Origin of the sequence: Hymenobacter taeanensis (assembly GCF_013137895.1) — a bacterium.
GTDB classification, from domain to species: domain Bacteria; phylum Bacteroidota; class Bacteroidia; order Cytophagales; family Hymenobacteraceae; genus Hymenobacter; species Hymenobacter taeanensis.
Map to the genome: position 1 here is coordinate 4,420,796 of NZ_CP053538.1, position 20,164 is coordinate 4,440,959.

Genomic DNA, 20,164 nt, shown 5'->3' on the forward strand with positions numbered 1-20,164 from the left:
AGGCCACGGTCTCACTGCATAGCTTAACCAGGCAGGGCTAGGCTTACTAACTTCACTTATGTTTACTCCCCCTGATTCGCCGTAGCTTTGCTGTATGCCTCACACCTTCTACGCCCCCACTCTTACCACGCCCCTCTACACACTACCAGAAGATGAAAGCAAGCACGCCGTGCGGGTGCTACGCCTGAGTGCTGGTGATGCCCTGGAGCTTGTGGATGGGCGTGGTGGTGTATACCAAGCTGAAGTAGAAACAGCAGATGCCAAGCGCTGCCGCCTACGGGTGGTGCAAGAGCAGCAGGTGCCGCGACGGGCCTATGAGGTGCATGTGGCCGTGGCTCCTACCAAAAACCTCGACCGTATGGAGTGGATGGTAGAAAAGGCTACGGAGATGGGTGTTGAGCGCCTTTCTTTCCTGCGTTGCGCGCGCTCTGAGCGGCGTGAGCTGAAGCTGGAGCGCCTACAGAAGATTGCAGTGAGTGCTCTAAAGCAATCAGGGCAGGCATGGTTGCCGGAGCTGAGTGAGCTAACGGATTTGGCGGCTTTTTTGCCCACCGTAGCCGGCAGCACCACGTTTATTGCGCACTTAGAAGAGGGGGAACGGACGCCCCTCTCCCGCGTAGCCGCCGCTGGCAATAACTGCTGCATCCTGATTGGCCCCGAAGGCGACTTTACCCCCCAGGAAATTGCGGCCGCCTTCGCCCAGGGCATCCGCCCGGTTACGCTGGGCGCCTCCCGCCTGCGTACCGAAACAGCCGCGCTGGCCGCCGTTCATACCGTGCACATAGCGCGGGAGTTACTTAACGGTGCACCAGTGGTTTAAGTAGAGAAATAACGAATTTCAGCCGCGCCACCAACTTCCAGGGGGGTGAAGATTACGCAGGTGATTTTCATCCACAGCTGCATAATGCGCTTTATATCATCGGCAGTGGTTAGCGGTTCAACTGCCATTAGCTTATCCTTTTGGTCGTAGTAGGTAAACCCCAGCTTGCGTAATTTCTGCAGATGTTCCTTCCGGATGGTGTATTCGCTCCGGTGGCGCATAAGCTCCGGGAGAGTGAGAATTGCCGTTCGGCGCACACGCCTGATAGACAATGATAAGCGGGCAGGTGGGCTCAACACCAGCTCAAACCCTTTTATTTCTCCGGCTAGTAGGTTGCTCATCATCTCCTGGAGCACTGAAGTTTCAGCCACTGGCGTTACCGGAGCCGCCTTAAGCTTCTGCCGTTGCTGCTCATAGTGCTCCAACAGCTCCGAATAATACTGGGCATCTGCCGGGAGAGCAGGTTTGATTTGCCTAAGATGACGAATTTGGCGGCCGAGTTGATCTAGCTCTGCAGCTTGCTTGTTGTGTAACGCTCGTAAGGTTTGCAGCTGTTGAGTGATTAAGTACTGCCCTTTCTCAATACGAGCAGCCAGTCTATAATCCCGTTCCTGCAGCGCCTCACGTAATTGCTTGGCTAGTGCGCGTTGTTCACGCATGTAGTAGTTTAGTAGCAGGATAAGTTTATCGTTCATTCTGAGGTAGTGATAATGCCCTGAAAAGTAATCGTAATTCTGGGCAGACCAACGAATTTCTTACCTCATCATGTCGTTAAGGCATATCTCACTGTTGGTGCTGGCCTCATTTCCTTTCGGTGCGGCCTTTTTCCCGATCCTATGCCCCGCTTTCTTTCCCTCCTGCTCCTGCTGATTCTGCCATTGCTGGCTGCTGCTCCCGTGGCTCCCAGCTTTCATATTGCCAAGCTGCACTACGGTGGCGGTGGCGACTGGTACGCGAACAAAACCTCCTTGCCCAACCTCATCAAATTCTGCAATCAGACCCTGAAGACGAATATTGCCCCCGATGAGGCTACCGTGGAGTTAGACTCGCCGGAACTGCTCACCTACCCTTTCGTGCACATGACCGGCCATGGCAATGTGCTATTCACGGAGGCCGAGGCCCGCAACCTGCGGCGTTACCTGGTCGGCGGTGGCTTCCTGCATATAGATGATAACTACGGCCTGGATAAGTTTATCCGCCCCGAGATGAAGAAGGTGTTTCCGGAGCTGGAGTTTGTGGAGCTTCCTTTCACCCACCCGGTCTACCACCAAAAATTTGCTTTCCCGAGAGGCCTACCGAAAGTACACGAGCATGATGGCAAACGCCCCCAGGGGTTTGGCCTGCTCTACAAGGGCCGTCTGGTTTGCTTCTATTCGTATGAGTGCGACCTGGGCAACGGCTGGGAAGACCTGGGCACCTACCCTGAAGATACCCCCGCCAGCCACGAAGCCGCCCTTAAAATGGGCGCCAACTTAGTGGCCTACGCTCTCACCCAGGATTAGCAGCAGGAGTTATCCGCGAGAATTCCGGAAAGCACACCTCCACCAAAAAAGGTCCGACTATCGATAGTCGGACCTTTTTTGGTTTAAGTCTTTAGCAGAACCTATAACTGACCTAGCCGCTTAGAACTTCCGCTTCAATATTTCGCTCAATATAAAAGCATTGCGCAAATCAGCCGGGTTTCGGAGCAGATCGTTGAGGTTACGAGCCGGCGCGGGGCGGAGCGCATCGGCACGGCGGGCGGCCTGACGCTGCCAGTAATCGGTAGGGTCAGTTGGCCGGGCAGCGGCACGGGGTAAGGTAGATGCCCGCCGCGCTTCATGAGCCGGCACTTCCAAAGAGCGGTTAGAAACCGTGCGCTCCAGGCTTCGGACCGGAATATCGGTTTTTTCCTGGCTATAGGGCGTTGGTGCTACTTCGCGGGGCAGTGGCCTACCCGCTGGCGTAGTTTGCTCAGACTTTCGCGGCGCTTGGTTGGTTTCGGCCTGGTTTTGCGCCTGCATTTGTTTTAGCATCTCCTCAAAGGAGGTAGCAGGCAAGGGCATCACTGGGCGCGGCTTGCCGGCACTATCGGGCTTCGAGAAGCGCCTCTCCTGCTTTTCTCGCTGCGTTGTGGCATTTGCTTTCTGCACCAGTCGCCAAATCACAAACCCCAGGCCTAGCAGGATTAAAGCAAAGCTCAATAGATTTTCCATAGTACACAGGTGAGCTTCTGAAAAGTGAAGTGGTAAAAATCGCAGTTTATGAAAGTCCTCTATGCACAGCGCTTTTCATAAACTCGCCCTTCACCATTCCATTACTGCCTAACGTACGCCTTTTTCAGGGAAGCGGCCCTGTTTGGTACGATAGAAGGCCTTGATTTCCTCCAGATCCTTCTCGTAGTTGCCGGTGGGCCAGAAGGCCGGACCTACGCCAGCCTCTTTGTTTTTATAATCAAGGTACCCTAACAGAATAGGCACTCCTGCTCCCATGGCCGCGTGGTAAAAGCCTTTGCGCCATTTAGGCTGGAAAGAGCGTGTACCTTCTGGCGTAATGAGGATAACCAGCTCGTCGCGCTCATTAAAGAGCTGTATCATGCCGTCTACTAGGCTGTTGTTCTTGCTACGGTCAACGGAAAGGCCACCCAACGACCGCACAAGCGCGCCCAGCACCGGAATAGTAGTCCACTCCTTTTTGATGGTGAGTTTCACGTCCACATCCATCAGGAAAAAGGCTGCCCGGGCGTACATAAAGTCCCAGTTGCTAGTGTGGGGCGCCGCAATCATCATGCTTTTCTTGATGTTTGGCGGCACCTGTGGGCCAAGGTGCCAGCCCGTAATCCAGAACCAGAACTTTGAGAAGAGATACCAGAAGGTAGAAGTTTTGCGTGCAGCCATGAAGAATTTAAGTGGGAGCCAGACCAGCCAGGATTGCTGAATATCAAAGCTAGAGAAATGTGTGATAAGGCTCACTATGGAGCCGGTTTAAGCGCTTCGCAGGAGATTCTCCAGGTCGGCGGCGCGGCCCATTGTATACTGGTAGCCGATAGCAAACAACTCTGAGGCCTGGCGGTAGCTCATAGTACGGAACCGGCGCAGTTCCGGCGGCTCCAGCAGCAAGTCGCAGTGCTGCTTGCTGAGCACGGTATTACTGCCGATGGCTAAGTTCAGAGTCCGCTCTATTACTCCGCGCAGGTTATTGAATTGCGCCTCGGGGTTGGGAGGGTTGCAGTGCATTCCTACAATGCGTAGGCCAGGGTGCTGGTGCTCCAGCAGCGCCTCTACGGGCAGGTTATTTAGCAAGCCACCATCTACCAGTTGCCGCCCCTCAAACTCTACCGGTTTGTATAGAATGGGCACCGCTGAAGAAGCCAGCAGTGGTGGTATCAGCAGCCCGCTCGAAAATCGCACGGATACTCCTTCTACCAAGTCAGTTGACACCAATGTAAGCGGGAGGCGCAGTTGCTCAAAGGTGCAGCCCACTCCCAAGTGCTCCTCAAAGAGCGTCCCAACGGCGTCAATCTTGAACAGCCCGTAACGGCTCAGGGCAATGCGCGTGAGGCGGGTGATGTTGACAGCCTGAAACATGCGCAGAATCTCACGCGGCGGTACGCCCGCCGCGTAAAATGTAGCCGCAATAGCCCCCGACGATACCCCCGCGAGCCGCCCCACCGGCAGGCCAAGCTCATCTATGGCCGCCAGTATGCCCAGGTGGGCAATACCTCGGGCACCACCTCCGGAAAGCGCTAGGCCCAGCATAAGGTGAGTTGGTGAAAGGGTGAAATAGTGAGTTGCTGTACCAGCATGTAGTTGCTGCCAGAACTGAGGCGGACGCCCTACAGTAAAGATCTGGGCACCCCTCGTACGGCGCTAGGCCTATACAGTTGGTATTTCCGACAGCGAAATCCCTCACTGCTAAGCGCCAGACTGGCCCAGGTTTTACAGGTCAGCCAGGCGGAAAGACTCGGCTACCCGCACGCCTTTCTCGGTGTGTTGCACCGTTATGCACTCCGTGGTGGGGTCGTGCTCGAGCACCAGCACCCAGTTTTCATCAGCAGCGCGGCGCAGCACCCGCTCCTTCTCGTCCATGGTTACCAGGGGGCGCATATCGTAGCTCATCACGTAGGGCAATGGCACGTGGCCCGCGCTGGGCAGCAAGTCGGCCATGAATGCCACCGTGCGGCCCTTATACTCCATTACTGGCACCATCATTTTTTCCGTGTGCCCATCGGCCAATATAACCTCCCGGAAGCAGGGCAACGCCTCGGGCACCCCGGTGGCTGTATCCACGAAGCGCAAGTGGCCGCTCTCCTGAATTGGCAGAATATTCTCCTTCAGGAAACTCGCTTTCTCACGCGGGTTAGGCGTTACAGCCCAATCCCAGTGGCTCTGGTTGCTCCAGTATGTAGCGTTTTGAAAAGCTAGCTGAAGCTTATCATCGGCGGTGCGCACCACTGAGCCACCACAATGGTCGAAGTGCAGGTGAGTCAGGAATACGTCGGTGATATCCGCGGAGGTGAACCCTAGTTTCCGTAATGATTTTTCCAGGGTATCGTCGCCGTGCAGATAAAAATGCCCCCGAAACTTCTGGTCTTGCTTATCCCCAATACCATTATCAACCAGCACCAGCCGACCACCGTCTTCAATTAGCAGGCAGCGCATAGCCCAAGTGCACATGTTATTTTCATCGGCGGGGTTGAGCTTCTGCCACATGCTTTTAGGAACTACGCCGAACATAGCGCCGCCATCAAGCTTGAATAATCCAGTATCGAGGGTGTGAATCGTCATTGCGGGTGGGTTGAGAGGTGGTAAGCAGGTCGTAAAGGAATAAAAAAACACGTCATGCTTCGCCGCTTGAAGCATGACGTGCTTTTTGACCGTCAGGAGTGACTATATGTAGAACTGGCCTACTCGAGCACTACACCCATGTTGGAGAACTTATCAATGCGCTGGCTGATGCGCTCCTCGTCAGACAGCGCCTCCAGTTCATCAAGGGTTTTGATAATAGTCTTTTTCAGCGCTTTCAGCATAGCTTCGGGGTCAGTATGGGCGCCACCGAGGGGCTCCTTCACAATGCCATCCACGAGGCCAGCTTTCAGCATATCCGTAGCCGTGAGCTTTAACGCTTCAGCAGCTTGCTCTTTATAGTCCCAGCTGCGCCACAGGATGCTGCTGCAAGACTCCGGTGAAATAACGGAATACCAAGTGTTTTCCAGCATCAGCACCCGGTCGCCGATGGCAATACCCAGCGCACCGCCAGAGGCACCTTCTCCGATGATGATACAGATAACGGGCACCTTCAGCAGGAACATCTCCTTCAGGTTGCGCGCAATAGCCTCGCCCTGGCCCCGCTCCTCAGCTTCTAGGCCTGGGAAAGCACCGGGCGTGTCAATGAGCGTTACAATGGGCTTCCCGAATTTCTCGGCCAGCTTCATTAAGCGTAGTGCTTTACGGTAGCCTTCGGGGTTAGGCATGCCAAAGTTGCGGTACTGCCGCTGCTTGGTGTTACGGCCCTTCTGCTGCCCAATGAACATTACTGAACGGCCGTCCAGCTCGGCAAAGCCTCCTACCATGGCTTTATCATCGGCCACGGTACGGTCACCGTGAAGCTCGATGAATTTCTCCGTCATTCCCTCAATGTAATCAAGCGTGTAGGGACGGTCGGGGTGGCGCGAGAGCTGCACGCGCTGCCAACGGGTTAAGTTAGCGTAGGTTTCCTTCTTAAGGGTTTTGATCTTGTTTTCGAGAGCCGCTACGGCTTCCGATACATCTACCTGGCTATCGAGGGCCAGTTGCTGCATTTCACGGAGCTTGCCTTCGAGAGCGGCAATAGGTTGTTCAAAATCGAGGAGCATGGCCACGGCAGAGTGCGTATTGGTTGCGGGGTGAGATAAGAGAGCAAAGGTAAGCGAAGCCATGCACACCGCACACGCCCTTCTCCCTCCTAACTCTTCAAAAAATTTTCTATCTGATAAACAGGCTGAAACAATTTTAACCCCTGCTTTTTTCTATCTTTTTTATCTCTTCTGTTGCACAGGTGAAAGCAGCCCTCTACTTTTGCATCACTTTAACGGAAGGACGCACGGTTCACCGGTAAAGAAAATGGTTCGGTAGTTCAGTTGGTTAGAATGCCGCCCTGTCACGGCGGAGGTCGCGGGTTCGAGTCCCGTCCGGACCGCAAAGGCCCTTCAGATTCTTCTGGAGGGCCTTTTGCTTTTTCTGCCCTTACCCAACTGGCCTAGCCCATAAAACCTCTGCCCCTGTAAATTGCTTTCCTCACATCAATACTTACAGCAGTATACAGTGTGAGAAATTTAGTGTGCAGTAACTCAACACTGAATTGCTGGCTCACCTCGGCAGATTCACCCTAAACAGCCTAGGCACAAAAAATATTTTTGGGCTCTATTCTGTTTAGTAACAGCTCAGTAACTATAAAAAAGTGCTTTTAAAGCGCGTCAACGCAGATTTTTGTTTGCACAGTCAAAAACAGCCTTCTATATTTGCATCACAATAACGGAAAGCACACGGCTTCTCAGTTAAAGTTAACCGGTTCGGTAGTTCAGTTGGTTAGAATGCCGCCCTGTCACGGCGGAGGTCGCGGGTTCGAGTCCCGTCCGGACCGCAAAGGCCCTTCAGATTCTTCTGGAGGGCCTTTTGCTTTTTTTGCCCCTGCTTAACTGGCCTAGAGTTCTTTACCAAAGTACCTAAGAGGGCCAGTAAGCTTAAGGGAGGCTAAGATGAATGTAGGCAGACGTTTTCCTGTCACGTTCACATCATGTTTGAGGTGTAGGTTTGATACAAGTTCACCGCATCAATCTCCCCCGCCCATGAAAAAAGTACTGTTTTCAGCCGCTTTACTTCTCTTTGCCTTGAGCACGATGGCTCAGGCTCCTGCTGCCAAGCACGCTGATAGGGCAACTTCAAAGGAATTCAAGCACGAAGGCAAAGACGAGAAAGCACACCCCGACAACCACGGCCAAGACGTACAAACTTTTGCTCACGCTACAGCTCTCGCCGGTTCCGACAAAGGAGCGGCCATTAGTGCACTGGCCAGCAACGGGCGCTCTTCTGCTCGTGGGCAGCGACTGAATGGCAGTGCCCGGGGCAACCGGAGCCAAGGTAGCAACCGCTCAGCTGGGTGTGGGCGCCAAGGCCACGGGCAGCAAGGCGGAGCCGGCCACCATAACGGACATTAATTATTGCCCTTTGTGGCAGATTCGGCCGCGTTTTTGAAGAAATTCAGAAACGCGGCCGAATTCTTATACGAATAGTCACGATTTTTGCAGATTGAACTATAATTGGGCCGGCAAGCTTCCTGCATTGTCATCCCTATCTTGATGAAAAACACGTTGTATTGCCTGTATGTACTCTTGCTAGCCCTGTTTGCTAGTACAGCCACCGCTAAGCCCATGCGCTTTTCAGCAGCAGGTGTCGGAGAGCATATGCCGGTTGTATCCAGGGCCTATCAGAGTGCACAGGGAGACAAAACCCCTGCGGCTGCACCCTCAGAACAGGCTCCTACTCCGCCACCCGTAAAAGCTGTGCCCATGACGGAGCGCAAGAGCAAACCGCAACGGGTAGAAGCAAGATCTGCCGGAAGTGCACGGGGTCCGCGCGAAGTCCGGAGTGCCCGGGGTGGCCGCGGCTCAGATGCCGGCCGCGGAGCACAAGGTGGCGGCCGTGGCGCAGGGCGCGGCCAAGGCAGAGGACACGGCAACTAACCATCCCTACGAGTACGCTATGCTATCATTGCGAAGTATTCGCTTGTTGCCGGAGTTTGCGTTTTTGATCAGTTTATTTAGCTGTCAGCTGGCGGCAGGTCAGGGGGTGGGTAGCGGGGAGCCAACCGGTAGCACTGCGGATAGCACCGCCCGTAGGGGGAGTTTCACGGCCGCCCTCAGCTACGGGAGTAACTCCTCATTTTTTGGCCGTACTCAAACAACGCGGTATCCTTATTTAGCAGCAGACCTCAGCTACAAAACGAAAGTAGGAGTCTGGGGCTCCCTGACCACCTATAACTTATTTAATACTACCACCTTAATTGATGAAACGGATGTAGCCGTTGGGTGGGATGGAGATTTATCAAAGTCAGTAGATGCTTCTGTAAGCTACTCGCGGTTCCTGTTTGCGCCCAACAGCCCGTTGGTCAAGTCAAGCGTTAATAACACCATTGATGGCTACGTTGGTCTGGACTGGCGCTACATATATACCCGTTTGAATGCCGCTTACTTATTTGGGACCAGCCAGGATTTATTCCTGATCCTGGATAACTCACGCTATTTCGGGTTCGATAATGTGCTTTCTGCCAAAGGCTATTTAGCTATTGAGCCTCGGGTGAGTGCTACGGCGGGCACCCAGCGCTTTGTAATTACCAGCTTGGAGCAACAGCTCAAGCGTAATGGCAACAACAATGGGAACGGGAACAGCGGTAGCAACGGTAATTCTGGCGGTAATGGAAACGGCAACGGAAATGGTAATGGAAATTCTGGGGGTAACGGCAACGGAAATAGTGGAGGGAATGGCAATGGAAATAGCGGTAACAGTAACTCAGGCACTATTACGGTTATCACTTCCACTAATAGCACCCGGTTTAGGATATTGAATTATGAGGTGCGCGTGCCCGTCACGTACTCAATAGGAGCAGTATCCTGGCAGGTGGCCTGGCGCTATGCCATCCCCGTAAACTTATTACCCGACGATATTTCTGGCGCACGCTCCTACTTTACCACTACTTTATCGCTGAATCTTTAGCCCACTGTCTGCCCTGCCCATGACTGTTTTAGTTGTTGAAGACGAGCGTACTCTGGCCCGGGAGTTGGGCATTTTCCTGCACCAGCAAAACTTTACCTGCACGGTAGCCCGCAACGCCCGAGAGGCCCGCGAGCAGCTGGCCGATACACCGTTCGACTTCGTGCTCCTCGACCTAGGCCTGCCCGATGGCGACGGATTGCAGTTGCTGGCTGAGGCCAAGCAGAATGAGATAACCGCAGCCTTTATCGTGCTCACGGCCCGTGGTGCTGTTGAAGACCGTATCAGTGGCCTAGAGCTAGGCGCCGATGACTACCTGGCCAAGCCCTTCTCCCTACCAGAACTACTAGCGCGCATGCACGCCATCACGCGCCGTCGCTTTGGGTTGCACAAGCCCATGGTAAACTGCGGAGAGTTTCACTTGGACCTGCAGAGCCGCCGAGTACTGTTTTCGGGTAATGAGGTTAGCCTTTCAGTGAAGGAGTTTGACGTACTGAGCTACTTGGTGCTGCACAAAAACCGAGTGTTAACTCGCCTGCAGCTAACTGAACACATCTGGGGCAACCTGCCTGCTTCGGGCTTCGATTCTAATTACATTGATGCCCATATTAAAAATCTGCGCAAAAAACTAAGCCAGTACAGCGAGGTAGAATGGCTTGAAACAGTGCGTGGCGTAGGATATCGGGTGAGGCAATTATAGGAGCCCTTTAGAAGTGGCCTAGCCCTAGTGAATTTCATTACCGTAAACACTTGTGCTCCGCAGGCAGTCAGCTATCTTGCTAAGCTAACTATCTGCCCTGCAGCAACTGTCGGTTTCGGCGTTCTTCTTCCCTGATTCCTTGCGTTCTTGAAGCTTACCACTAAATTTTCCCTTTTTAACGCTCTCTCCCGTGGGGCTATTCTGCTGCTGCTAGTGGGCGTACTTCCGCTGGCCATGAGCCGGTTGGCCCTGGTAACTACGGATCAGCGGCTGGCCCAGAAGAAGGAAAAAGTACTACAACTGATTCGGCGTAATGGTATCTCAGCCTTCATTGAGGGGGGGCAGTCGTCGTATGGTAGTTACAACCTACTGAAGGAGGAGTTCATTTCTCTGGAAGCCATACCGCCCGGCCCCAAGATCGACGTTATTGAGGACTCTAAGCGAGCTGTAGAGGACGAGATTGTGGAGTACCGCGTGTTAAGCTATTCCTTCGACCAAGGGGGTAAAAACTACCTGCTGGAGATTGGGCGCAGCACAGGCAGTATTGGCGAAACAGAGCGCAATTTTCGCAATTACGCCTTCTATATTCTACTGATTGCCATTGCCTTAACCACGCTGGCCGACCTAGCCTTTTTCCGGTATCTGCTGGAGCCATTCTATACGATCATCCGGCAGCGGCTGAAGAATGCGCATCACCCGGCGGCCTTCAACTTCGCTCCCATCCCCACGAACACCGACGATTTTCGCTACCTCGACGAGAGCCTGCGCGAAATGATGACGACCATTCAAGCCTCCTTTACCAAAGAGCGCAAGTTTATTGCTGATGCTTCGCACGAACTGCTTACCCCGCTAGCAGCCCTGCAGTATCGTTTTGATAACATGCTCACCGACGAGAGCCTTTCCAATGAAAACCTGTTGCGCGTGGTGGAGTCGCAGCGCACCGTGCACCGGCTGCGCACCATCATCAAGTCGCTGCTGATGATTTCCAAGATTGAAAACGACCAGTTTACCCGCACGGAAACCGTATCGTTGAGCCAATTGGTAGCCGAGGTGAGCGAGGAAGTGCAGGACCGCCTGACCGTGTTGGACCTGACCTTAACGCACGAGATAAAGCCAGACTTTGACGTAGTGAACTGCAACCGTGGGCTGCTGTTTACACTGCTGTTTAACCTGGTGAATAACGCCATTAAATATAACCGCGAGGGAGGCCTGATTTACGTACTAGGCCGCCCTGCCCTAACCACCGGTTATGAGCTAGAAATCAGAGATACTGGCCTAGGCATTAGCAAGGAACAGCTACCGCGGCTGTTTCAGCGTTTCGACAAAGGCACCACCGCCGACTCCGACAGCTACGGCCTGGGCCTATCCATCGTCCGGACTATTGCCGACCTGCATGGTATCAAGATCGAGGTAAACTCTATTGAAGGGCTGGGCACCTCTTTCCTGCTGAATTTCCCAACACCTGAGGCTACCTCACACCACGCCGGGGCCCAGCGCCATACGGTGAGCTAGGTCTTCAATAGCAGTGCGCCGGGCCAGCACGGCGAGCCACTCGGTAGGAATAGCCACTTCGCCGTAATAGAGGGCAGCTAGGCCACCCGTTACGGCGCCGGTAGTGTCGGTATCGTCGCCGAGGTTTACGGCGGCCAGTACGGTTTCGGGGAAGGTATCATAGCGCAGCAGGCACCACAGGGCCGCTTCCAGGGTGTGCATTACGTAGCCACCGCTGTTGATTGCTGTGACGTGCAAGTCAAGCAGACGGCCGCTGAGAATACGCTCAAAGTGGTCGGCTTCGCGAGCAGGTGTGTTGAGCTTGTACAGTTGGGCCGGCGCTTCGGCGCACAGCTTGGTATAGGCTTCCATTGAGGTAAGGCCGGCGCGCAGGTGCCGAGCCACTTCGAGGTAGAGAAAGCAGGCTACTGCTGCGCGAATGTGGCCGTGCGTTACAGCGGACACCTCGAAGATCCGTTGAAACCGGCTCTCTACTGTGGCCTCAGGGTGATAGAACGCCAAGGGCAAAATTCGCATCAACGAGCCATTTCCGTTGCTGTATTCATCTGTACCGCCGGCCCGAACCAGGTCAGGGTTCGACTCTAACCGCTGAATGGCCTCCCGCGTTGTGATACCGATATCAAACACGGAACCGTGAGGCGTCCAGAAGTTACTGGAGTACCAGCGGCAGCAGTTACGGGCCACTTTTTTCAGGCTGAAACCATCGGCAATGGCCTCCGCCAGGCAAAACGTGAGCGAGGCATCATCCGACCAGGTACCGGCGGGTTGGTTATGCGTCCCGTAGGCCTGCATGTGCACCACGGGCAGCTGCTGACGCGCGGCACGACTTTGAAACTCAACCGGCTCGCCCAGAGCATCACCCACTGCCAGGCCTAGCAGCGCCGCTCTAATCTGCTGCTCCAATAGCTTGCCGCTGGATATTATTGCTGTTGACTCCACAATAGTCAGGATAATTTATTGATGGTTTTCCTTGATAATGGGCAGCACTTCCCGCAGGCTCTGGATAATATAAGTAGGATTCTGAGCTAGACTGTCGGCTTCCTGCCCGAAGCCGTAGCTTGCCCAGCACGAAGCAATTCCGCAGTTGCGGGCAAACTTCAGGTCGGTGGCCGTATCACCAATCATGAGGGTGCTAGCCAAGCTGTGGTCAGGAAAGCGTGGCTGAATCAACTGCGTGAACAGATCGGGAGCGGGTTTGAGAGCTACTCGCTCACCGGCCGCATTTGTGCTGCCATCACCCAGCACGAGCAACGCATACTGGCGCAGGCCTAGGCGAGACAGGGAATCCTCCAGAATGGGTAAGCCCTTGTTACTGAGCACTACAATTTGCGCGCCCTGGGCCGTGGCAGCCGCCAACACTTCTAACGCTCCCGCAAATGGTTGTACAAGGGGTTCGGCTTCGGTGGCATAGAGGTGGCGGTAAACCGGCAGCCAGTTGTCGGGCAGAGCCGTGGAGCCGGCGGGGTAAAACCGGCCTAGCGTTTGGGCCAGCGGGAGGCCTTGGTGCACTACGCCTTCCAGCACTTCAGGCAGGGGCTCTGGGTGGTCTAGCTCCTGAAAGGTGCGGCGCAAGGCGTGGCCAATGGCCTGCCGGGTATCACACAGGGTTCCATCGTAGTCAAACAGCAATAAGGAATAAGGCATACAGACAAGGCACAATAAGGCCCGAAAGTACGGTAGGGCACCAAAGAATTCACTTGTATTTGTCTTTACGGTGCTGCCTACGAGAATACACTTGTGAAGTAACCATTTTATCTGGTCCCAACCAGCTACCCGGTTACAGAGCTGGCATCGAGCACTTAGCTAATCTTAAGTCACAGTGGATCAGAGCCTAATATTGTAACAGACTGACACTAATTAATCCAGCTTTTTCAAAAAAGTATAAGCAGAGGAACTTTTTCCACATCAGCGGCTGACTTTTTTTCAATTGTCTCGGAATATGGCCGGACATTTGCCAAGCCTTCAACAACACTAGCACTTCCTCGCGCTTCTCACTATTCTATTTATGGCAAGAATCTTTCTTCTCCTTTGGCTCTTTTTGGCGGCACTCGTTGACGCTAGTCCGGCTTTAGCCGACCAGGGTGGCCCCGCGGCCCGCGCAAAAATGCGCGGCAAAGTGTACGTTCACCGCCCCAATTACAAGTACTACGCTCGAAGTAAGCGCACTAAGAACTCCCAGAAGCGTTGGTATCAGTTCTGGAAGCGCCGCAAAGCCAAGAAAGCGACTCCCGCTCCTGCCCGTCCATCACGCAACCAAACGCTTGGTGGGAGCTAATAGCTTCTAAACCAGCAATAAACAACAGGGCTTTCCTATCTGGAAAGCCCTGTTGTTTTGGTATATAGCTAAATTGCCGTCGCGCCAACGGTAAAACTTATTACAGGGTTACGCAATTTTTGAGCTGCCTTCGAGGTTATTAAAGCAACACTAATTCTGGTTTGCTTTATGTACAGAATACTTCTTCTATTTTTTGCGCTGCTGCTGGCCAGCAACGTTGAATCGGTGGCAGCCCGCCCAACGGCGTATGCTCGAGCTAAAATGAAGGGTCGGAGTTACACGCACCGCCCTTTTTATAAAAAGTATAAAGGCCGTAAATCCAGCAAAAAACGTGGCTTCCTTAGCCGCAAAGGAACTTCTAGCAAATCTACCTACCGCGTAGGCCACTCTACCCGGTAAGTATTTTGACATTACAACTCGTAAAAATCGGGTCAGGGAGCTTCTAAGCTTTCTGACCCGATTTTTTAGTGAGCGGCCTGCGCATACCATGCCCGGCGTACCTGAATCAGGAGGCGCTCAGCAGCTACCTGATCTGGAGCCGTGAGCAAGTGAGAGGTGGCAAAGGCGGCTTCTACCTGCTCCAACAGGGCCTCGGCCATCTGCAGCAGCTCTTCGTATTGAAACTCCCCTCGCCGAATTTGGAGCAGAAACTCCCGATCTGGCCGGCGCACTTGTAGCTGCCCCGTAAGGGCAATTTCGTGGGCCATGCGCAACAGCCGAAACACGTGCAGCATGTTCTTGGCATCATAATTTTTGCCGTGCTGCACGGTGTTTTGGTAGCGCTCGGCGTTGCGCTTCTGCACCCACTCGTGGTACTCCCGGTACACGCGGCAGTAGCTGCTATAGCCATTGCGGTTGAAGCTCAGGTAAGCCACTGGCTCCTCACCTTTAGGCACGGAGGTAAGCTGCACGTCCTGCGAGGTTTCGGCATCACGCACCAAGCCCCGGTACCCGAGCGTACCACTCGGGGATGCATCCACGAACAGCGCGTACAGGTCCTGGAGGTGCGGCACGTTGGCCAGCCCGCACTGCTCTGCCGTAAGGTGTTGCTCAGCTAGCCACTGGCCTACCGGCTGGGCCCCGGCTCCTGCCGTAACGTAACAAAAGTCCAGCACCGACTTGCGGCCGGGTGGCTCGGGGTGGTTGATCTTCTTGTTGAGGCCCCGGGCTTTTCTGATTTGGGCCGCGGCGTACTCGGCAAAGCTTTGCAGACAGAGCTGAGAGAGAAAATCTTCGGGCCGAAAGGCTTCAAACAATGGGTGCCGGAAAATCACACAGTCAGCGGGGGTACCGAGCAGCTCCAGCACCGTGGGGTTGTTTTTGAGCAAAAGCTCCACGAAGCGGCGCAGCTCATAAAACACCTCGTCGTTGGTTTCATTCGCTACCTGCGGTACGTACTCCAGGCCATAGAATTCAGCTTCGGGCAGAATGAATACGCCTTTCAGATCAGAATCAGAATGTGGTAGATTAGTACCATACGCGCGGCTGCCGCTGATGGCTTCAAAAAGGATTAAGCCGCGCTGGCGCAGCTCGGTAATAGTGAGCATATTTCTACGTAAGAGCAAGAACGGTATCAGGATGCAGAACCAAGTACAGTTACGGCAGACCAAACAAGCTGACCTAGAGCAGCTGTTTTACTTTCAGCTTGATGAAGAGGCAGGTTACCTGGCAGCCTTTATGCCGGCAAACCATACCAACAAAGAGGCCTACTTAGAAAAATACACCCGTTTTCTGCATGCCCCAACCATCAACATGCAGACCATTATGGTTGGGGAAACTATCGTGGGCAGTATCGCTAAGTTTATACTGGAAGGCGACGCCGAAATCACCTATTGGCTAGATCGGCGCTTTTGGGGTAAAGGCATTGCCACCTCCGCCCTGAGGAATTTTCTAGCTGTTGAAGGCACTAGGCCTATTCGGGGGCGAGTTGCCTTTGACAACGTGAGCTCACAGAAGGTGTTGGAAAACTGCGGGTTTGTGAAAATCAGCACCGACAAAGGATTCGCTAATGCGCGCCAGACCGAGATAGTTGAATTTATCTACCAGCTGAAACAGTAGCAACCACCGGCGACTGCAGCCACTCAAACACGGCAGCGTTAGAGCTGTGCAGCAGCTTCAGAGCCTTGCGTAACTCCCAACCAGCCAAGTCCAGCTCATCGTCAACGGGAAAATTCAGGGTATCGGGGCCCTCATCCAGCGTTAGGTACCACTCGGCAGGATGCACATACAAGAAGCGCACATCATAGTCCGAATCCGGCGACGGGAAGCCCCACGCCCGGCTCCCCGACTCGCAAGCGTACAGGATGCGGATATTGTGGGAGGTTTCAAACTGAATAAGAGCGGTTTGGATGCGAGTAAGCATAGAAATAGTAAGTCCTTACTGCAGATAGGAGCGCATAAGGTAGCGCTACACTACTGCTGTAATTGTAAGAGGTTGGTAAGCGGCGCAATTCCCGTATGCTCATTGCTGCCCCTGGCCTGGGACCTCAATAAGCTATAAAGGAGGCTAATGCAAATTTAATGAGGTGCCCTGCCATGGCTTAAAGCTCCGAATACTCAGTCGGGCGCAGGAACACGATGTCGATGTGCGACACGTTGTTCTGATACTCGGGCAGGCTGGATAATTTCTTCCACTCCGGGTCGCTGCCGAAGGCTTTCCAATGCGCTTCCCTAGCTGGCATATTCGGGAAAGAGGTCATGTACATCAGGTTCGGCATTTTTGAGCCGAAGACCACTTCCCCATAGAAAATAGCATTAAAGTCGAGGCGGGAGAATAGCTTAATCTCCCCTCCGGCATTAAACATCTGCACTTTATTCCGGAATATCTTCTCGCTGGCCCCTTCATAGCTCCGCAGCTCATATACCCGTTCGTTTTTGGGCGCACTAAATCGCGGAGCAATTAGGTCGGTCATTTCCTCGAAGGGCTTGATAAAGACTGTTTCTAAGCGGCTGTAAGCCGGGTTATTATGGGCGGCGTTTACATAGGTGCCCCCAGCTGCGAGGAGCTTGTTGGTGGTTTCCTTGGTTACTTTCTCCCACTGCTTGAGCGAGCTATAAGGAGTCAAAACATAAATCCGTCTATCAGCGGCCGTATCGTTACCGATGGGTTTGAACACGCCAATGGTAGCAATACCAGCGGCGTGCAGAGCCGGCATATACTGGAGTTGCAGGAAACTATCAATCACCGCTTCCTGCTGGCTGGTTTTGAGGTGGTACACCTTAAGCTCCAGATAAGCGGGCCGCCCCGCCGGGGTGGTTGCCGCAGCATGCCCACTACCCAACCCACATGCGAAGAGAATAGTGATAATCACCAACTGAAGTTGTTTCATGTACAGGACAGATTACTGAATAACGGTAAAGAAAGAACCCTCCAGTCAGTTGGCTGGCTTAACTCAGGGCGGGGCTTACTCCTTAAAGCCGCGGGTCTATGGCCTCACTTTCCAGCGCCAGCACCCCAAATACGCACTGGTGTACCTCGCGCAGCGGCGCCCCGGCCACAAAGCGCTCCAGGCCTTCTACCCCAAGCGCAAATTCGCGGAGGGCGAGGTTGCGCTTACTTTTCACGGCCCGCTCCCGCAGGCGCTCCAGATTGCCAGGCAGCAGATAGTCGGGGCCATAGATGATGCGCAGGTACTCGCGGCCCCGGCACTTGAGGGCGGGCTGCACCAGGTTTTGCCGCCCTCCGGGAATAAAGTCATAGGGTTTCACTACCATACCTTCGCCTCCGGCTGCGGTGAGGTCAGTCCACCACTGGGTGGCAGCCTCCACATCCGCAACATCCTGGAGGTGCACTACGCGGTAGGGTGTGGCCCTGAGCAAAGCCTCGTCGGCGAGGCAAATGGCGCGCAGGGTTTCCATTTGCCAGGCGTGGTCCTTGTCGAAGTAAGTGCGGCCTTCGGTAGCGAGCAGGTGGAAAGGCGCCAGGCGCAGGTCAGCAAGACTCTCCACGGGCCAGCTGTAGCGCCGGTAAGCCTCGGCGTAGTGCTGAGCGGCGGTTTGGCGGGCGGTAGTGCGAGCCAGTAGCGCCTCTATTCCGTCTAGGCCACGTGCGGCCGCCTGGGTTAGTACGGCGGCAGCTTCGGGCAGAGCGGCCGTGGCCGCCGCCGCTACGGCTGCATACTGGTTTCTGATGAGTTCCTGCGCCTTGGCTGACCAGGGCAGTAGCTCGGCATCAAGGCAGAGCCAATCGGTCTGGAATTTCTCCCAGAAGCCGGCCGTAGCCAGGGCCTCCTGCAAGCGCGTCAGAAAAGCCGCTTCTAGGCCACTATCGGTAAAGAAGTTGCGGCCGGTGCGGGTATAGCATTTGCCGGGGCCCTCGCCTACCACCCCGAAGCGGCGGCGCGCCGCATCTTCATCCTTGGCCAGCACCACAACCACCCGGCTGCCCATGTGCTTTTCTTCGCACACCACCCGTTCCTGGCCTTGCCGACGGAAATAGTCGAAGGCTTCGGTGGGATGTTCCAGCAGATCGGGCAGGGCGCTGGTTTCTGAGGGGCTCATGGTGGGTGGCAGGTAAAGCAGCCACTTCGGGTTCAGGGCAAACCTACTCATCACCTCCAGGGCGGCGGTGGCATTTTCCTCCCGAATGGTAACCGAAGGCAACAGGCGCGTTTTGATGATCTGCTTGCCGGTCACGTCCCTGATGTCCAGCAGGTCGTCGTGCTGTTGCTGGGCGGTGAGGCTACCAGCCGCAGATAAGCTACCAAGTGCGGCTTCCTGCTGCTGACGCAGGTAGTCGAGCGGGCGCACTGGCTCACAGTAGACCTGGGCGGCAGGCACAGCTACCAGTACTCGCTCAGGATACCGCAGGGCAGTGAGGTGACCACCAAATACGCAGCCGGTATCAATATCAATGGTATTATTAAGCCACTCAGCGTTAGGCACGGGCGTGTGACCGTACACCACCATGGCCCGGCCCCGATACTCAGAGGCCCAGTTGTAGCGCACCGGCAAGCCAAACTCGTCAATTTCTCCAGTCGTTTCGCCGAACAGCGCGAAGGCCCGCACGGCGCCGGAGCCGCGGCCCTGCATTTCCTCGCGCATACCCGCGTGGGCCACCACCAACTGGCCGCCATCCAGCACATAGTGGCTTACGAGCCCATCTAGGAACTGCCGCACCTGACTTTTGAACGTGTCCGATTCGGTGGCCAGCTGTGCTACCGTTTCGGCGAAGCCATGCTGCTCATTCACGCTTTTACCATTGAGGTAGCGCAGGAGCTTGATGTCGTGGTTGCCGGGCACGCAAAGCGCCAGGCCACTCTGCACCATGTGCATCACCAGCCGTAGCACTTGCGGCGAGGCGGGCCCACGGTCAACCAGGTCGCCGAGGAACAGTGCCCGGCGGCCGGCTGGGGCCGTCACGCGCACGCCCAGGTCGCGGGCATCCTGCATGGGTACTTCCTCTACGCCATAGCCTAGGCCAGAGAGCAACTGCACCAGCTCCTGGTAGCAGCCGTGCACGTCACCAATGATGTCGAAGGGCCCGGCATCCTGCTTGCGGTTGCTGTAGAGCGGATCGCGCACGATGGTTTGCACGGCGTCAATCTCCTCGGGGCCATGCAGGTGATATATGTGGCGAAAGCCTTCCTGCTTGAGCGTTTTGAGGCTGCGCCGAAGCTGCTGGCGCTGCTGAGGCACCACGTGGCGCCCCATGTGCTGACGCTCAGCACGCTGGCGGTTGCGGTCTTCGGCTAGGCGGTCGGGTACGTCGAGAATGATGGCAGTGGGCAGCACGTGGTAGTCGCGGGCCAGCTGCACGAGGGTTTTTCGGGCCTCGGGCTGTACGTTGGTAGCGTCCACCACCGTCAGCAAGCCCCGCTTAAGGCGTAGGCCTATCAGGTAATGCAGCAGGGCAAAGGCTTCGGGGGTGGCCGACTGGTCGTTTTCGTCATCGGCCACTAACGCCCGGCATTGGTCCGACGACACAATCTCAGTGGCCTTAAACAAGCGGCGGGCAAACGTACTCTTCCCTGCCCCTGAGGTGCCAATTAGCAGAACCAGGGAGAGCTCAGGGAGTTTGAGAGAGGTATATAGGGGCATTATGTTGCTTGGAATACGACTAGCAGACGTAAGGTTAGACACAATTAACTGCTACCAGTATATCATATAGAGGTGGCTAAGCAAATTAACTT

The 20,164-nt window shown here is 54.8% G+C and carries 20 protein-coding genes and 2 tRNA genes; 10 read left to right on the plus strand and 12 right to left on the minus strand.

Annotated elements, in window-relative coordinates; genetic code table 11:
* The first annotated feature begins 94 nt into the window (after window positions 1-94).
* The gene (locus HMJ29_RS18550) at window positions 95-820 is read left to right on the plus strand and encodes a 16S rRNA (uracil(1498)-N(3))-methyltransferase (RefSeq protein ID WP_171592889.1); all 726 of its coding nucleotides are present in this window, start codon (window positions 95-97) and stop codon (window positions 818-820) included.
* On the opposite strand, the gene HMJ29_RS18555 is transcribed toward HMJ29_RS18550, so the two are convergent.
* Window positions 817-1,515, minus strand: a complete 699-nt coding sequence (locus HMJ29_RS18555; protein ID WP_171592890.1) for a hypothetical protein — start codon at window positions 1,513-1,515, stop codon at window positions 817-819. The two genes, HMJ29_RS18550 and HMJ29_RS18555, sit on opposite strands and share 4 nt — an antisense overlap.
* Window positions 1,516-1,656: 141 nt before the next feature.
* Here HMJ29_RS18555 and HMJ29_RS18560 point away from each other — a divergent pair, with 141 nt between their 5' ends.
* A complete protein-coding gene (locus HMJ29_RS18560; protein ID WP_171592891.1) occupies window positions 1,657-2,322 on the plus strand; it encodes a DUF4159 domain-containing protein in 666 nt (221 codons plus the stop codon).
* A gap of 120 nt (window positions 2,323-2,442) precedes the next feature.
* Here the strand turns inward: HMJ29_RS18560 and HMJ29_RS18565 are convergent, their stop codons facing one another.
* The 5 genes from HMJ29_RS18565 to HMJ29_RS18585 form a co-directional block, all read right to left on the minus strand.
* Window positions 2,443-3,015, minus strand: coding sequence for a hypothetical protein (locus HMJ29_RS18565; protein WP_171592892.1), 573 nt, complete (start codon window positions 3,013-3,015; stop codon window positions 2,443-2,445).
* Between the two features lie 108 nt (window positions 3,016-3,123).
* Window positions 3,124-3,696, minus strand: coding sequence for a 1-acyl-sn-glycerol-3-phosphate acyltransferase (locus HMJ29_RS18570; RefSeq protein WP_171592893.1), 573 nt, complete (start codon window positions 3,694-3,696; stop codon window positions 3,124-3,126).
* 87 nt (window positions 3,697-3,783) lie between these two features.
* Complete coding sequence (locus tag HMJ29_RS18575; protein WP_171592894.1) at window positions 3,784-4,557, minus strand: patatin-like phospholipase family protein; 774 nt, start codon at window positions 4,555-4,557, stop codon at window positions 3,784-3,786.
* A 180-nt stretch (window positions 4,558-4,737) separates the two neighbouring features.
* Entirely contained in the window at window positions 4,738-5,586 is an 849-nt protein-coding gene (locus HMJ29_RS18580; protein WP_171592895.1) for an MBL fold metallo-hydrolase, read from the minus strand.
* Between the two features lie 119 nt (window positions 5,587-5,705).
* Window positions 5,706-6,653 carry an acetyl-CoA carboxylase carboxyltransferase subunit alpha gene (locus HMJ29_RS18585; RefSeq protein ID WP_171592896.1) on the minus strand — a complete coding sequence of 316 codons (948 nt, stop codon included), beginning with the start codon at window positions 6,651-6,653 and terminating at the stop codon, window positions 5,706-5,708.
* 249 nt (window positions 6,654-6,902) lie between these two features.
* Between HMJ29_RS18585 and HMJ29_RS18590 the strand changes: the two genes are divergently transcribed.
* The 6 genes from HMJ29_RS18590 (at window position 6,903) to HMJ29_RS18615 (ending at window position 11,758) form a co-directional block, all read left to right on the plus strand.
* Window positions 6,903-6,976: transfer RNA gene (locus HMJ29_RS18590), tRNA-Asp, on the plus strand.
* A 370-nt stretch (window positions 6,977-7,346) separates the two neighbouring features.
* Window positions 7,347-7,420, plus strand: a tRNA-Asp gene (locus HMJ29_RS18595).
* Between the two features lie 205 nt (window positions 7,421-7,625).
* Complete coding sequence (locus HMJ29_RS18600) at window positions 7,626-7,994, plus strand: hypothetical protein (RefSeq protein WP_171592897.1); 369 nt, start codon at window positions 7,626-7,628, stop codon at window positions 7,992-7,994.
* 403 nt (window positions 7,995-8,397) lie between these two features.
* Window positions 8,398-9,549 (plus strand): hypothetical protein, encoded by a 1,152-nt coding sequence (locus HMJ29_RS18605; RefSeq protein WP_171589550.1) that lies wholly within the window; start codon window positions 8,398-8,400, stop codon window positions 9,547-9,549.
* A gap of 19 nt (window positions 9,550-9,568) precedes the next feature.
* The gene (locus HMJ29_RS18610; RefSeq protein WP_171592898.1) at window positions 9,569-10,246 is read left to right on the plus strand and encodes a response regulator transcription factor; all 678 of its coding nucleotides are present in this window, start codon (window positions 9,569-9,571) and stop codon (window positions 10,244-10,246) included.
* A gap of 147 nt (window positions 10,247-10,393) precedes the next feature.
* Window positions 10,394-11,758, plus strand: a complete 1,365-nt coding sequence (locus tag HMJ29_RS18615) for a sensor histidine kinase (RefSeq protein ID WP_171592899.1) — start codon at window positions 10,394-10,396, stop codon at window positions 11,756-11,758.
* Here HMJ29_RS18615 and HMJ29_RS18620 read toward each other — a convergent pair.
* Complete coding sequence (locus HMJ29_RS18620; RefSeq protein WP_216634070.1) at window positions 11,720-12,697, minus strand: ADP-ribosylglycohydrolase family protein; 978 nt, start codon at window positions 12,695-12,697, stop codon at window positions 11,720-11,722. The genes HMJ29_RS18615 and HMJ29_RS18620 overlap by 39 nt on opposite strands.
* A 15-nt stretch (window positions 12,698-12,712) precedes the next feature.
* Window positions 12,713-13,402, minus strand: a complete 690-nt coding sequence (locus HMJ29_RS18625; protein WP_171592900.1) for an HAD family hydrolase — start codon at window positions 13,400-13,402, stop codon at window positions 12,713-12,715.
* 361 nt (window positions 13,403-13,763) lie between these two features.
* On the opposite strand from HMJ29_RS18625, the gene HMJ29_RS18630 reads away from it, so the two are divergent.
* Window positions 13,764-14,033: a hypothetical protein gene (locus tag HMJ29_RS18630; RefSeq protein ID WP_171592901.1), complete on the plus strand. Its 270-nt coding sequence runs from the start codon at window positions 13,764-13,766 to the stop codon at window positions 14,031-14,033.
* 464 nt (window positions 14,034-14,497) lie between these two features.
* Here HMJ29_RS18630 and HMJ29_RS18635 read toward each other — a convergent pair whose 3' ends face one another.
* Entirely contained in the window at window positions 14,498-15,580 is a 1,083-nt protein-coding gene (locus HMJ29_RS18635) for a DNA polymerase beta superfamily protein (protein WP_171592902.1), read from the minus strand.
* On the opposite strand from HMJ29_RS18635, the gene HMJ29_RS18640 reads away from it, so the two are divergent.
* Window positions 15,573-16,091, plus strand: a complete 519-nt coding sequence (locus HMJ29_RS18640; protein ID WP_244679045.1) for a GNAT family N-acetyltransferase — start codon at window positions 15,573-15,575, stop codon at window positions 16,089-16,091. The two genes, HMJ29_RS18635 and HMJ29_RS18640, sit on opposite strands and share 8 nt — an antisense overlap.
* On the opposite strand, the gene HMJ29_RS18645 is transcribed toward HMJ29_RS18640, so the two are convergent.
* The 3 genes from HMJ29_RS18645 to HMJ29_RS18655 all read right to left on the minus strand — a co-directional run bounded on the left by HMJ29_RS18645 (window position 16,069) and on the right by HMJ29_RS18655 (window position 20,072).
* Window positions 16,069-16,395, minus strand: a complete 327-nt coding sequence (locus tag HMJ29_RS18645) for a nucleotidyltransferase domain-containing protein (protein ID WP_171592903.1) — start codon at window positions 16,393-16,395, stop codon at window positions 16,069-16,071. The two genes, HMJ29_RS18640 and HMJ29_RS18645, sit on opposite strands and share 23 nt — an antisense overlap.
* 178 nt (window positions 16,396-16,573) lie before the next feature.
* Window positions 16,574-17,362 carry an NIPSNAP family protein gene (locus HMJ29_RS18650; protein ID WP_171592904.1) on the minus strand — a complete coding sequence of 263 codons (789 nt, stop codon included), beginning with the start codon at window positions 17,360-17,362 and terminating at the stop codon, window positions 16,574-16,576.
* An 82-nt stretch (window positions 17,363-17,444) separates the two neighbouring features.
* Window positions 17,445-20,072, minus strand: a complete 2,628-nt coding sequence (locus HMJ29_RS18655; protein ID WP_171592905.1) for a polynucleotide kinase-phosphatase — start codon at window positions 20,070-20,072, stop codon at window positions 17,445-17,447.
* Between the last annotated feature and the right edge of the window lie 92 nt (window positions 20,073-20,164).

Bases quoted from the DNA above. Each gene is read 5' to 3' on its own strand.
- HMJ29_RS18550 (WP_171592889.1), top strand. From the start codon at position 95: ATGCCTCACACCTTCTACGCCCCCACTCTTACCACGCCCCTCTACACA.
- HMJ29_RS18555 (WP_171592890.1), bottom strand. From the start codon at position 1,515: ATGAACGATAAACTTATCCTGCTACTAAACTACTACATGCGTGAACAA.
- HMJ29_RS18560 (WP_171592891.1), top strand. From the start codon at position 1,657: ATGCCCCGCTTTCTTTCCCTCCTGCTCCTGCTGATTCTGCCATTGCTG.
- HMJ29_RS18565 (WP_171592892.1), bottom strand. From the start codon at position 3,015: ATGGAAAATCTATTGAGCTTTGCTTTAATCCTGCTAGGCCTGGGGTTT.
- HMJ29_RS18570 (WP_171592893.1), bottom strand. From the start codon at position 3,696: ATGGCTGCACGCAAAACTTCTACCTTCTGGTATCTCTTCTCAAAGTTC.
- HMJ29_RS18575 (WP_171592894.1), bottom strand. From the start codon at position 4,557: ATGCTGGGCCTAGCGCTTTCCGGAGGTGGTGCCCGAGGTATTGCCCAC.
- HMJ29_RS18580 (WP_171592895.1), bottom strand. From the start codon at position 5,586: ATGACGATTCACACCCTCGATACTGGATTATTCAAGCTTGATGGCGGC.
- HMJ29_RS18585 (WP_171592896.1), bottom strand. From the start codon at position 6,653: ATGCTCCTCGATTTTGAACAACCTATTGCCGCTCTCGAAGGCAAGCTC.
- HMJ29_RS18600 (WP_171592897.1), top strand. From the start codon at position 7,626: ATGAAAAAAGTACTGTTTTCAGCCGCTTTACTTCTCTTTGCCTTGAGC.
- HMJ29_RS18610 (WP_171592898.1), top strand. From the start codon at position 9,569: ATGACTGTTTTAGTTGTTGAAGACGAGCGTACTCTGGCCCGGGAGTTG.
- HMJ29_RS18625 (WP_171592900.1), bottom strand. From the start codon at position 13,402: ATGCCTTATTCCTTATTGCTGTTTGACTACGATGGAACCCTGTGTGAT.
- HMJ29_RS18630 (WP_171592901.1), top strand. From the start codon at position 13,764: ATGGCAAGAATCTTTCTTCTCCTTTGGCTCTTTTTGGCGGCACTCGTT.
- HMJ29_RS18635 (WP_171592902.1), bottom strand. From the start codon at position 15,580: ATGCTCACTATTACCGAGCTGCGCCAGCGCGGCTTAATCCTTTTTGAA.
- HMJ29_RS18645 (WP_171592903.1), bottom strand. From the start codon at position 16,395: ATGCTTACTCGCATCCAAACCGCTCTTATTCAGTTTGAAACCTCCCAC.
- HMJ29_RS18650 (WP_171592904.1), bottom strand. From the start codon at position 17,362: ATGAAACAACTTCAGTTGGTGATTATCACTATTCTCTTCGCATGTGGG.
- HMJ29_RS18655 (WP_171592905.1), bottom strand. From the start codon at position 20,072: ATGCCCCTATATACCTCTCTCAAACTCCCTGAGCTCTCCCTGGTTCTG.